Consider the following 12,172-nt stretch of genomic DNA (forward strand, 5'->3'; position numbering starts at 1 on the left):
TGTTGGGAATATAGAGTCATTAACTCAAATAATGCATCCGGACGCGGGATGGAGCAGTTTGGTAGCTCGTCGGGCTCATAACCCGAAGGTCGTCGGTTCAAATCCGGCTCCCGCAACCACATTACAGTTACACGTTGTACACTGCCTTTCAGTAAGCGCTTAGCTTCTTAGCAGACAGTATTAACGGTTAACTAATGCGATACTAGCTCAGTTGGTAGAGCGCAACCTTGCCAAGGTTGAGGTCATCGGTTCGAACCCGATGTATCGCTCCAAATTCTCTCTCACGCTTTATGCTGAAGATGAAAATGGTTTAGTTTCATTGTACTTAACGTTAATGAAGCGAAAAGAGAAACATCCGGACGCGGGATGGAGCAGTTTGGTAGCTCGTCGGGCTCATAACCCGAAGGTCGTCGGTTCAAATCCGGCTCCCGCAACCACATTACAGTTACACGTTGTACACTGCCTTTCAGCAAGCGCTTAGCTTCTTAGCAGACAGTATTAACGGTTAACTAATGCGATACTAGCTCAGTTGGTAGAGCGCAACCTTGCCAAGGTTGAGGTCATCGGTTCGAACCCGATGTATCGCTCCAGCTTTCTTCTAAAAAGCTATTAAGATTCTTTAAGCCACCGTGTTTTTCTTTAGATCACAGAGTTTAAAGGCGACCTTAAAGGTCACGCTCTTTCTTTAATGCTGCGAAGCATAATCCCCCCAAAAAGCAAATAATCCTCCATCATGGTGGATATTTTTTTGTCTTAAATTTTTCTTAGCAACTGGAATGCTAGTAAACATCAGGTCTCTGAAGCAGATACTTGAGGTTTTTCACATCTATAAACAGACTTATCCACAAAATGTTAGGTGTGGATAACTTGGTTGATAAAGTTATTTCAGACTTAATTCTTTACATATCCCCAAAAGATCTTTCTTGTTTTCAATATATTAGCTGAATTGTGGCGATCGTAACTTGTTGTTTTTTATCAGTTTGAGTGTTTATCTTGAATTTGATAAAAGATCGTTAACTTGTTGTTTTTTGATCTTAATCATTTATCGGTACTGTGTTTAACTTTGTGAGAGTGTCGGAAGTTTACGAGAGTTCTGAATTTTTTCCACATTGCTAAAATTGAGAACAAGGTCAAACATTGTTCTAAAATTATGTGCAACGGGTTGTCTTAAATGTTGGACTATTTAGGTAGGTTAGCTAGCCAATCGTTGATGCCTAAAGGGCTAGGCGTCTCTTGGCAGTCCTTTTTCAACAATACGTATCAGTCTGTGCTTTTTGGTGGAGATTTTACTGCTACTTCTTTGCACGCCGCTAGCGTTGGGTAACTGTTGTAGTTGTTTATTCAAAGCCCACTCAATATGCACATCTAGCATTTCGTTTTTGCCTTGATGAGATTCTAGTGTTTCAACAATACGTTGTTGAAATGGCGCATTGCCCATCGCAACAAAGAGATTGCGCAACCACTGGGTGTGGCCAATACGTCTTATTGCTGAGCCTTCCATTTTCTTTAGGAAGGTGGCTTCGTCCCAACTTGAAAGTGAAACCAGATCGGCCTCTTTGAAGTCTTCTCTTCGGTGAAAGTCTGTTTGCTCTGTGAGTTCGGCATGACGGTTCCACGGGCACACTAACTGACAGTCATCACAACCATAAATACGATTACCAATGGCGTCTCTAAATTCTTCCGGGATCACACCATCGTATTCAATGGTTAAGTATGAGATACATTTTCGAGCATCCACTACGCCATCAGCAATAATGGCACCCGTTGGGCAAGAAGTGATACATGCGGTGCACTTTCCGCACTCATCAACACTGGGTTCATCAACAGGAAGCGGGATATTAACCAACAGCTCGCCTAGGAAGAACCAAGAGCCCGCGTCTTTATCGAGAATTAACGAGTGTTTACCTGTCCAACCCAACCCCGCTTTTTGAGCGAGCGGTCTTTCCAAAATAGGCGCTGAATCCACGAAAGGACGTGAGTCTAAACCTTCGACCTCTTTTTCGATTCTTTGTCCCAGCTTTTTCAACTGGTTACGGAACAATTTGTGATAATCGCGGCCTAAAGAATAACGGCTGATATAGCCTTGAGTGGTATCACTTAGGTTAGAGGCAAACTGAGCTTCTGGTGGTAGGTAGTTCATTCGGGCGCTGATCACTCGAATGGTGCCTGGATGAAGTTCATCAGGACGTGCGCGCATCATTCCATGTCGAGCCATCCAATCCATTTCGCCGTGGTTGCCAGCATCTAGCCATGCTTGAAGAGGGGCTTCGTGTTCACTTAAATCAACATCGCAGATGCCAACTTTTTGAAAGCCGAGCTCTTTTCCCCAGATTTTAATTTTTTCAGCAAGATGGTCTAGATTCATGGCTTCATTCTTAATTCTTATTTTCTCTGTTTTACAATTAGAGATAAGGCTAATTAAAATTAGGTTCGGCAAAAATGGGGGCGGATCTTAACGGATCTTAGTGATATTGACCAGAACTGACGTGTTTTGATCAGTATTTTTCATAGAACTTACACTTGAGTGCTTGTCTACTAAAAGCATCACGGTTTACTATTCTTGTTCTTTTGATTTTTATATAGTCAACGATCGATTTTTAGAGAACGTATTCATGAGCACGAAACAATTTACTTTGAAAGATGAACAAGCAACGATTCAATTAGGGACGGAGCTTTCTAATCTTTGCTCACAGCAGACGACTATTTATCTGCATGGTGATCTTGGCGCAGGTAAAACGACCTTCAGTCGTGGCTTTGTAAAAGCACTTGGCCATCAAGGAAATGTAAAGAGCCCAACGTATACTCTAGTTGAACCTTATCAACTTGCCGATTGGCAGGTATATCATTTCGATCTTTACCGCTTAGCCGATCCTGAAGAATTGGAGTTCATGGGGATTCGTGATTACTTCACACCAGATGCTATCTGTTTGGTTGAATGGCCTGAGAAAGGCTATGGGATGCTACCAGAAGCCGATTTGGACATTGATATTCGTTACCAAGACGATCACCGTATTGTTTCTTTAACCGCTAATAGTGAATACGGACAGCGCTTACTTAGTCAGTTGGAGTTATGTTGATTTCTAGACGCCTTATTTCAGCAGTAGCCATGATGGCTGCTGTTTTTTCTATACTGTTTTCTTCACTTGTTTCTGCAAACTCACTGAAAAGTTTAAGGGTTTGGCCTTCTCCAGAAGAAACTCGTGTGGTTATCGACTTAAAATCAGAAGCGGACTTTAGCTATTTCACCTTGAGTAGCCCGAGTCGTTTAGTGGTCGATTTAAAACATACCAACCTTGCAACTAAGTTACCGGTCGTGGTGAAAGATAGCCCCGTTCTATCTAAGATTCGTAAGAGTTCACCGCCAGACAAAAATACCTATCGCTTGGTTTTTGAGTTGAAGAAGTCCTCTACAGCGGAGTTGTTTAAACTTAGCCCGACTCCTGGTGGTCAGTACGGACATCGTCTGGTGATCGATCTACCTCATGGTGCGGCAAGTAAGGGGACAACGACGTCGAAGCCGAGTAAACCAACGGTGAGCAAAAATATTAATCAGGTTAAACGTCAGAAAGACATTCTGATCGTGATTGACCCTGGTCACGGTGGTGAGGATCCAGGCTCTATTGGTCCAAGTCGTAAGTATGAAAAGAATGCGACTCTGAGTATTTCTCGTAAGCTTGCTGCACAGTTGAATGCGGTTCCTGGGATCAAAACTCGCATGACCCGTAATGCCGACTACTTTGTAAACCTTAACCGACGTGTTGCGATTGCTCGTGAAAACGAAGCTCATCTGTTTATCTCTATTCACGCGGATGCTTTTACAACCCCTCAACCAAGAGGGGGTTCGGTGTTTGTGTTGAATACTCGACGCGCAAATACTGAGATCTCTCGATGGATCGAGAACAAAGAGAAGCAGTCTGAATTACTCGGTGGTAGCGGTGCGGCTTTCACTGGCAATATTGATGATAAGAACGTCAACCAAACCCTGCTTGATTTGCAGTTCAGCCACTCACAGAAAGAGGGCTATAAGCTTGCAACCACGATTCTGTCTGAGATGGGTAAGGTTGCTAAGCTTCATAACAGTAAACCAATCAATACCAGTTTGGCGGTATTACGTTCACCACAGATACCATCGGTCTTGGTCGAGACGGGCTTTATTTCGAATCCGACTGAAGAGAAGCTGCTCTTCCAACGTTCGCACCAAGATAAATTGGCACGAGCGGTGACCAAAGCGGTCGTTAAGTATTTGAAGGCTAACCCGCCTGAAGGGATTATCTTGTCTAACGCAACGTCGTCAACGGGTAGCGTGAGCCAACATAAAGTGTCTCGTGGTGAGTCTCTGTCTGTGATTGCGAGTAAATATGGCACCTCGACACAGACGTTGATGAAATTCAACAATCTGAAATCGAGCAGCCTAGCGATCGGCCAAGTGCTTAAGATCCCAAGCAGTGCTTCAGGCTCATCATCAAGCAGCGCAGTGAAAACTAAGACCATCACTCACACGGTTAAGTCTGGAGAGTACCTAGGCAAGATAGCCAGCCGTTACAAAGTACGGGTGGCAGATATTAAACGTGAGAACAGCTTGAAGTCTGAAACCGTTAGAGTGGGTCAGAAGCTACGTATTACGGTTGAAGTGAAAGATGTCCCTCTGCGTAAACATAAAGTCGCAAGAGGTGATTATCTTGGCAAGATTGCTTCTAAGTACGGCGTGAGTGTTAACAGTATTCGCCAAGCGAATAAGCTACGATCTGACAGCCTAGCGGTGGGGCAGGTGTTGATTATTCCGCACAAATAAGCTTTTTAACGCAGACATGTTTCCATCAATGGCAGTAAGGCTATAAATATGACGATCAAAATACTGCCAGCTCGGTTAGCTAACCAAATCGCAGCGGGTGAAGTGGTAGAAAGACCAGCTTCTGTTGTGAAAGAGTTGGTTGAGAACAGTTTGGATTCAGGTGCCACACGTATCGATATTGATATCGAGAAAGGTGGCGCTAAGATGATCCGCGTTCGTGACAACGGCAAGGGCATCGTTAAAGATGAGCTTGCGTTGGCGCTGAGCCGTCATGCTACCTCTAAGATTCATACCCTTGATGACCTTGAGGCGATCGTCAGCCTTGGTTTCCGTGGTGAGGCGCTCGCGAGTATCAGCTCTGTTGCGCGCTTAACCATGACTTCACGCCCTGCTACTCAAGATCAAGCTTGGGCAGCACACAGTGAGGGCCGTGACATGCAGGTGAAACTGCAGCCTGCAGCGCATCCCATTGGTACCTCGGTTGAGGTGTTGGACCTGTTCTTCAATACGCCAGCACGCCGCAAGTTCTTACGCACCGAGAAAACCGAGTTCACGCATATCGATGAGCTGCTTAAACGCATCGCATTGAGTCGCTTTGATGTGACGATTAACCTTCGCCATAACGGTAAAATGATTCGTCAGTACCGCGCTGCCAAAACACAAGTTCAAGCCGAAAAGCGCATCGCTGCGGTATGTGGCAATCCTTTTGTTCGTCATATGCTTAAGATCGAACTTGAGCATCAAGGCCTAAAACTTCATGGCTGGATCACCACGCCTGAAGGAGCAAGACAACAAAGCGATCTGCAATACTGCTATGTGAATGGTCGTATGATGCGTGACAAGCTGATCAATCACGCGATTCGTCAAAGCTACGAAACTAGCCTGCGCCCAGACCAATTTGCGACGTATGTGTTGTTCATTGAGCTAGACCCACATCAGGTGGACGTGAATGTTCACCCTGCCAAACACGAAGTGCGTTTCCATCAAGCCCGCCTTGTACACGACTTTATCTACCAAGCGTTGAGTGATGGACTAGCCCAAAGCAAACAAATTGATGCAGCACCGATCAAGCAGTCTGCGTTTCATCAGTCAGAAGTGATTCATCATCAGCAAGATAGCTCGAACTCTGGTATCGGTGAAGTGGCCAGTTTCTCAGAGCCTGAAAGCTCAATACCTAGCCGTTCGAATCAAACCCAAGTATCTGATAGTGAACGACATGCTATTGAGCAAACGCCAGCCTACCCGAGAAAAGCAGAGTCTGAGCGCGCTTATGATCAACCTCAACACAGCGTTAATGATGCAGGGCAGCGCTATAGCTCACCGACTAACAGGGGCTCTTCAACCAACTTAGATTCGTCTACTAACATTAGTTCAGTTAACACAGGCTCGTCGGCTCGCGAAACCAGTTTTACCGGTTCTCCTCGTCAAGAGTGGATCGAGTCTCGACCTGAACCTAAAAAAGAAAAAGAGCAGCACCAACATCATGGTGAACCCGCGCCCTCTAAGCGAGAAGTGAAAGCCTATAAAGAGCTTCTGAAAACGCCAGATTTTGATGGTCAAGTTGTAGTTCCATCATCTCCTCAAGAGCATGTGGCACCAGTAGAAACCAAAGACAACATAGAAAATATAGAAAATAAAGGAAATATAGAAGCTAAGTCTGCTCAACAGAATCCTGTTCATTCAAAACCAAGAGCACCTGTGACGGATTTAGGCAAAGCCGTCTCGGTAGTGGAACGCCAATATTTGGTAATGGGAAACAAAAACGGCAGCGTATTAGTGTCTCTAGCCAAAGCGGAATTGCTACGTGTGATTGGCCAACTTGATACTCGAGAAGGGGCGTTAAAAAGCCAACCGCTATTGGTGCCTTTATCGATTAAGCTTGGTAGTGAACTTGTCGAGGTTGCTAAGGCGTTGAGCCAAACACTGGCGTTATTGGGGATTGAGCTTAAGGCGCGAAACAGTGAAGCGGTAATGGTGATGGGCGTGCCTTCTCCTTTGAGGCAGCAAAACTTACAAATTTTGATCCCAGATCTGTTATCTTACGCGGCTTCATTAAACGCTCAGATTGTCGATAATCACGCTGCTACTGTTTTTAACGCAGATAATGGTTCTAACGCTGCTAATGTTTTTAACGATATGTTGCCATCATTGGTCAACTGGATCGGGATTCAAACGGCACAAGTAAAAAGCGACTACACTTTATCTGAAGCGGTTCAACTAGTTGGGGAACTTGAACAGCTTTGGCATGGTCTACTTCCATTAGATGATCCAGAGTTTGTAAATCCTATCGACTTTTCAGCGACCATAGCCGCGTTTACGGTTTAACTTTTTCGCGATGGCATTTATCTTTGCAACTGAATGTATCGCGATACGAAGCCCTTTTTTATAAAGCGCTCTAACAGAGAAACAAATACAAAATATCATGACTGAAAAATTACCTTTAGCGTTGTTTTTAATGGGCCCTACGGCATCAGGAAAAACAGATTTAGCTATCCGCTTACGTCAGAAGTACCCAGTAGAGATCATCAGTGTCGACTCAGCATTGATCTACAAAGACATGGATATAGGCACCGCTAAACCGGATGCAGGAGAGCTCGCGCTCGCGCCCCATCGTTTGATTGATATTCTCGATCCAAGCGAAGCGTATTCTGCGGCAGATTTTCGTCGTGATGCGATCAATGAAATGAATAAGATTGTAGCGGAAGGAAAAATCCCGTTACTGGTTGGTGGCACAATGCTGTACTACAAGGCATTGTTGGAAGGCTTATCGCCATTACCGGCCGCGGATCAAGAGATTCGTAAGCAGATTGAAGCGGAGTCTATTGAACAGGGTTGGCAGGCATTGCATGATCAATTAAGAGAGATAGATCCCGTATCCGCTGAAAGAATACACCCAAATGATCCACAAAGGCTTTCAAGGGCATTGGAAGTTTACCGAATTTCGGGTAAAACATTAACAGAGCTAACTCAAACGAAAGGCGATAGCCTGCCATTTCGTGTAAAACAATTTGCAATAGCTCCCAAGGAAAGGAAAGAGCTCCATCGCCGCATTGAACTTCGCTTTGAGAAGATGATAGAGGCGGGGTTTGAAGATGAGATGAAGGCGTTATATGCCAGAGACGATCTTCACCCTGAACTGCCATCGATCCGATGCGTTGGTTATAGGCAGATGTGGGATTATTTAGATGGGAATTGCGATTTAGACGAAGCGGTTTTCCGTGGTGTCTGCGCAACCCGTCAATTGGCCAAGCGACAAATCACCTGGTTACGCAGTTGGGATGATTTAACTTGGTTGGATAGCGAAAACATTGAACAGGCGTTAGAAACTCTTTCAGATGCAATAGCATCTGATTAGTATTGCTGTGTATAATGTGATCGCTTTTGCGTGAATATACTCTGAAAAGGATCAGTTATTGAGGCTTTTAAAAATCACAGCCTTTCAATAACAACGGAGTTTTTTTATTCGTTTAGCTCAGATGCAAAGGCCGCACCTTTTTGTGCACCACTAGCTAAATAATTACAACAAAATATAAATAAGGAAAATAAAATGGCTAAGGGGCAATCGCTACAAGACCCATTCCTAAATGCACTCCGTCGTGAGCGCATTCCAGTCTCTATCTATCTTGTTAACGGCATCAAGCTGCAAGGTCAGATCGAGTCTTTCGATCAATTCGTGATCTTATTGAAGAACACAGTAAACCAAATGGTTTACAAGCATGCGATTTCTACTGTGGTTCCTGCTCGTGCAGTTAGTCACCACAGCGGCGAGCAACAGCGTGCGCCATCTGATCGTCCAGAGAAGACTGAAGATTAATCGTTCAATTGATACAGCTTGCGCTGTAATAAGGAGTTGGTTGCTTGTTTGACCGTTATGAATCCGGCGAGCGAGCCGTACTTGTTCATATCAACTTCACGCAAGAGGGAGAATGGGAAGACCTAAGCGAATGTGAAATGCTGGTCTCCTCAGCGGGGGTAGAAACGCTACAAGTGATTACTGGTAGCCGACAATCCCCACTCCCTAAATACTACGTTGGAGAAGGTAAAGCCCTAGAAATCGCTCAAGCCGTTCAGCTGACCGGTGCTGAAATTGTGATTTTTAACCACTCTCTCTCTCCTGCCCAAGAGCGAAACCTCGAGCAATTGTGTAAATGTCGTGTGATTGATCGCACGGGTTTAATCTTAGATATCTTTGCACAACGTGCGCGAACTCATGAAGGTAAGCTACAAGTTGAGCTCGCTCAGCTTCGTCATATCTCTACCCGATTGATTCGTGGTTGGACTCACCTTGAAAGGCAGAAAGGTGGTATTGGTCTTCGTGGTCCAGGTGAAACTCAACTGGAAACCGATCGACGTTTGTTGCGTGACCGTATAAAAGCGATATTACGTCGTTTAGCGAAAGTGGCTAAGCAGCGTGAACAAGGACGACGTGCTCGTAATCGAGCTGAAATCCCAACAATTTCTTTGGTTGGTTATACCAACGCAGGGAAATCAACACTTTTCAATCAAATCACTAGTGCAGGTGTTTATGCGGCAGACCAACTGTTTGCAACTCTAGACCCAACACTACGTAAGATTGAATTGGCAGATGTCGGGCCTGCAATTCTCGCAGATACCGTAGGTTTTATCCGTCATCTACCACACGACTTGGTCGCTGCGTTCAAGGCTACGTTACAAGAGACGCAGGAAGCTGACATTTTGTTACATGTTGTTGATGCCAGTGATGACCGCTTTCGTGAGAACATTCAGGCTGTTCATGAAGTATTAGAAGAAATCGATGCTCATGAAGTGCCAACCCTTGTAGTCATGAACAAAATTGACTGCATGGAAGACCAAAAACCTCGAATTGAAAGAGACGAAGAGGGCGCACCACGCGCTGTTTGGGTTTCTGCAATGGAAGGAGAAGGGATTGAACTGCTGTTTGAGGCTTTAACTGAGCGTTTAGCGAGTCAAATGGTTCAATTCCGGTTGTGTATTCCACATCAACATCAAGGCCGTATTCGCAGCTTATTCTTCGAGATGAAATGTATTCAACAGGAAGAGTATGATGAAAATGGTAACTTGTTGATAGATATCCGAATGCAACAAATAGATTGGTCTAAACTTGAAAAAAGAGAAGGGGCGCTCTTAGGTGACTTTATCGTTACCAAAGAGACTGCTACAGTATAACGTCATATCAAATGATGGAGCTTTCTAATGGCGTGGAATGAGCCTGGAAATAATAACAACGGCGATAATAACGGCCGCGATAATGACCCTTGGGGTAAGAACAATAATCGCGGCGGCCGAGATCAAGGACCGCCAGACTTAGACGAAGTGTTTAGTAAACTAAGTCAAAAGTTAGGTGGCAAGTTTGGTAAAAAAGGTGGCAACGGTAACGGGCCATCTATTGGTGGTGGCGGTGCAATTGGCTTTGGTGTCATTGCTGTCATTGCGATTGCTATCTGGTTCTTCGCTGGTTTCTACACCGTTGGCGAAGCAGAAAGAGCCGTTGTACTTCGACTGGGTCAATTCGACCGTATCGAAGAACCGGGTCTTAACTGGCACCCACGCTTCATCGATGAAATCAAAGATGAGCAACTGGTTAACGTTCAAGCGATTCGTTCTCTACGTGCTTCTGGCACCATGCTAACGAAAGATGAAAACGTTGTGACGGTTGAAATGGGCGTTCAATACCGTGTTTCTGACCCATACAAGTACTTGTATCGTGTAACGGATGCGGACGATAGCTTACGTCAAGCAACTGATTCTGCGCTTCGTGCGGTAATTGGTGACTCACTAATGGATAGTATCCTAACAAGTGGTCGTCAGCAGATTCGTCAAAGCACTCAAGAAACGTTGAACCGTATTATTGATAGCTACGACATGGGTATTCTGATTGTTGACGTGAACTTCCAGTCAGCACGTCCACCTGAGCAAGTTAAAGATGCATTTGATGATGCTATCGCGGCTCGAGAGGATGAAGAGCGTTTTGAACGTGAAGCTGAAGCTTACCGAAATGACATTCTTCCAAAAGCAACAGGTCGTGCTGAGCGTTTGAAGAAAGAAGCGGTGGGTTACTCAGAGCGCATAGTTAATGGTGCTCTAGGTCAAGTTGCTCAGTTTGAGAAGCTTTTACCTGAATACCAAGCTGCTCCTGAAGTAACACGTAACCGTATGTACCTTGATACAATGGAAAAAGTGTACTCAAGCACATCGAAAGTCCTGATTGATTCTGAATCAAGCGGTAACTTGCTATACCTACCAATTGATAAGCTAGGCGCACAAGGTGGTTCTCAGTCGGGCACTCGCCCTGCAAAAGCATCATCAACTTACGATCAAATTGAGTTAGAAACTCAAGCGGATCCAAAGTCTAGCACTCAAACTCGTTCAGACAGTTCACGTCAAGGGAGATACTAATAATGCGTAAATTAATGATCCCTGTATTAGTTGTGACGATTGCCCTTCTATTGATGTCACTATTTGTGATTCAAGAAGGCGAGCGTGGCATGGTAATTCGTTTTGGTCGAGTTCTCGATGACAACGGCGTATCACGAATCTATGAACCAGGCTTGCACTTTAAACTGCCTATGTTTGATCGCGTAAAAGTACTTGATGCTCGTATTCAAACGATGGATGGTCGTTCTGACCGTTTCGTAACATCAGAGAAAAAAGATGTTCTAATTGATACCTACGCAAAATGGCGTATTGCTGATTTTGGACGTTTTTATCTGAGTACTGGCGGCGGCAATATCATGACGGCAGAAGCACTTCTTGAGCGTAAAGTGACAGATGTTCTTCGTTCTGAAATTGGTGCTCGTGAAATTAAGCAGATCGTGTCAGGCCCTCGTAATAAGGACATCCTGCCAGACTCTGCTGATAGCGAAGTCGTCACAACGGTAGCAGCTGCAGAAGCTCTAGAAGTTGATGGCGAACGCGACAAGATCATGGAAAACGTTTTGTCTGGAACGTCAGAAAGTGCGATGGCTGATTTAGGTGTTGAAGTTGTTGATTTCCGAATGAAGAAGATTAACCTTCCTGACGAAATCAGTGAATCTATCTACCGCCGTATGCGTGCAGAACGTGAATCGGTTGCTCGTAGACACCGTTCTCAAGGTCGTGAGAAAGCAGAAGTTATCCGTGCTCAAGCTGAGCTAGAAGTAGCAACAGTTCTTGCAGAAGCTGACCGTACAGCTCGAATCACTCGTGGTGATGCAGATGCAGAAGCAGCGAAGATCTACTCTGATGTGTACAGTAAAGATCCTGAGTTCTATGGCTTCATGCGTTCATTGCAAGCTTATGAGACATCATTTAGCGATAAGAGCGACATTCTAGTACTGGATCCGAAGACTGACTTCTTCCAATACATGAATCAAGCGAGCGGCGCTCCAGCAAAATAAGCTG

Annotated in this window: 9 protein-coding genes and 4 tRNA genes; 12 read left to right on the plus strand and 1 reads right to left on the minus strand. The window is 44.8% G+C overall.

From position 1 onward, the window contains the following. The first annotated feature begins 42 nt into the window (after positions 1–42). From L3V36_RS19810 to L3V36_RS19825, 4 genes are all read left to right on the plus strand, one after another. A tRNA-Met gene (locus L3V36_RS19810) sits at positions 43–119 on the plus strand. A 77-nt stretch (positions 120–196) separates the two neighbouring features. Next, a tRNA-Gly gene (locus L3V36_RS19815) sits at positions 197–272 on the plus strand. A gap of 88 nt (positions 273–360) precedes the next feature. Further along, positions 361–437: transfer RNA gene (locus L3V36_RS19820), tRNA-Met, on the plus strand. Positions 438–514: 77 nt separating this feature from the next. After that, positions 515–590, plus strand: a tRNA-Gly gene (locus tag L3V36_RS19825). Positions 591–1,222: 632 nt separating this feature from the next. On the opposite strand, the gene queG is transcribed toward L3V36_RS19825, so the two are convergent. Further along, entirely contained in the window at positions 1,223–2,365 is a 1,143-nt protein-coding gene (gene queG, locus L3V36_RS19830; RefSeq protein ID WP_102447813.1) for a tRNA epoxyqueuosine(34) reductase QueG, read from the minus strand. A gap of 247 nt (positions 2,366–2,612) precedes the next feature. Between queG and tsaE the strand changes: the two genes are divergently transcribed. The 8 genes from tsaE to hflC all read left to right on the plus strand — a co-directional run bounded on the left by tsaE (position 2,613) and on the right by hflC (position 12,168). Further along, positions 2,613–3,077, plus strand: coding sequence for a tRNA (adenosine(37)-N6)-threonylcarbamoyltransferase complex ATPase subunit type 1 TsaE (gene tsaE / locus L3V36_RS19835; RefSeq protein ID WP_004735870.1), 465 nt, complete (start codon positions 2,613–2,615; stop codon positions 3,075–3,077). Continuing rightward, complete coding sequence (locus L3V36_RS19840; RefSeq protein WP_208775706.1) at positions 3,071–4,792, plus strand: N-acetylmuramoyl-L-alanine amidase; 1,722 nt, start codon at positions 3,071–3,073, stop codon at positions 4,790–4,792. Before tsaE ends, L3V36_RS19840 begins: the two co-directional genes overlap by 7 nt. A gap of 48 nt (positions 4,793–4,840) precedes the next feature. Continuing rightward, the gene (gene mutL, locus L3V36_RS19845; RefSeq protein WP_208775705.1) at positions 4,841–7,117 is read left to right on the plus strand and encodes a DNA mismatch repair endonuclease MutL; all 2,277 of its coding nucleotides are present in this window, start codon (positions 4,841–4,843) and stop codon (positions 7,115–7,117) included. A 97-nt stretch (positions 7,118–7,214) separates the two neighbouring features. Further along, positions 7,215–8,147, plus strand: a complete 933-nt coding sequence (gene miaA / locus L3V36_RS19850; RefSeq protein ID WP_004735867.1) for a tRNA (adenosine(37)-N6)-dimethylallyltransferase MiaA — start codon at positions 7,215–7,217, stop codon at positions 8,145–8,147. A gap of 192 nt (positions 8,148–8,339) precedes the next feature. After that, positions 8,340–8,606 (plus strand): RNA chaperone Hfq, encoded by a 267-nt coding sequence (gene hfq / locus L3V36_RS19855; protein ID WP_004735866.1) that lies wholly within the window; start codon positions 8,340–8,342, stop codon positions 8,604–8,606. A 44-nt stretch (positions 8,607–8,650) separates the two neighbouring features. Beyond that, positions 8,651–9,958 (plus strand): ribosome rescue GTPase HflX, encoded by a 1,308-nt coding sequence (gene hflX / locus L3V36_RS19860; protein WP_004735864.1) that lies wholly within the window; start codon positions 8,651–8,653, stop codon positions 9,956–9,958. Positions 9,959–9,985: 27 nt separating this feature from the next. Continuing rightward, positions 9,986–11,188, plus strand: coding sequence for an FtsH protease activity modulator HflK (gene hflK, locus L3V36_RS19865; RefSeq protein WP_017078236.1), 1,203 nt, complete (start codon positions 9,986–9,988; stop codon positions 11,186–11,188). Between the two features lie 2 nt (positions 11,189–11,190). Continuing rightward, positions 11,191–12,168 carry a protease modulator HflC gene (gene hflC, locus L3V36_RS19870; protein WP_004735862.1) on the plus strand — a complete coding sequence of 326 codons (978 nt, stop codon included), beginning with the start codon at positions 11,191–11,193 and terminating at the stop codon, positions 12,166–12,168. The last annotated feature ends 4 nt before the right edge of the window (positions 12,169–12,172 follow it).

The organism is Vibrio sp. G-C-1, from assembly GCF_021728015.1.
In the GTDB taxonomy this organism is placed as follows: domain Bacteria; phylum Pseudomonadota; class Gammaproteobacteria; order Enterobacterales; family Vibrionaceae; genus Vibrio; species Vibrio splendidus.

Excerpts from the sequence above, each read along its gene's own strand:
- mutL (WP_208775705.1), top strand. The coding sequence starts at position 4,841 with ATGACGATCAAAATACTGCCAGCTCGGTTAGCTAACCAAATCGCAGCG.
- L3V36_RS19840 (WP_208775706.1), top strand. The coding sequence starts at position 3,071 with ATGTTGATTTCTAGACGCCTTATTTCAGCAGTAGCCATGATGGCTGCT.
- hfq (WP_004735866.1), top strand. The coding sequence starts at position 8,340 with ATGGCTAAGGGGCAATCGCTACAAGACCCATTCCTAAATGCACTCCGT.
- tsaE (WP_004735870.1), top strand. The coding sequence starts at position 2,613 with ATGAGCACGAAACAATTTACTTTGAAAGATGAACAAGCAACGATTCAA.
- hflK (WP_017078236.1), top strand. The coding sequence starts at position 9,986 with ATGGCGTGGAATGAGCCTGGAAATAATAACAACGGCGATAATAACGGC.
- miaA (WP_004735867.1), top strand. The coding sequence starts at position 7,215 with ATGACTGAAAAATTACCTTTAGCGTTGTTTTTAATGGGCCCTACGGCA.
- queG (WP_102447813.1), bottom strand. The coding sequence starts at position 2,365 with ATGAATCTAGACCATCTTGCTGAAAAAATTAAAATCTGGGGAAAAGAG.
- hflC (WP_004735862.1), top strand. The coding sequence starts at position 11,191 with ATGCGTAAATTAATGATCCCTGTATTAGTTGTGACGATTGCCCTTCTA.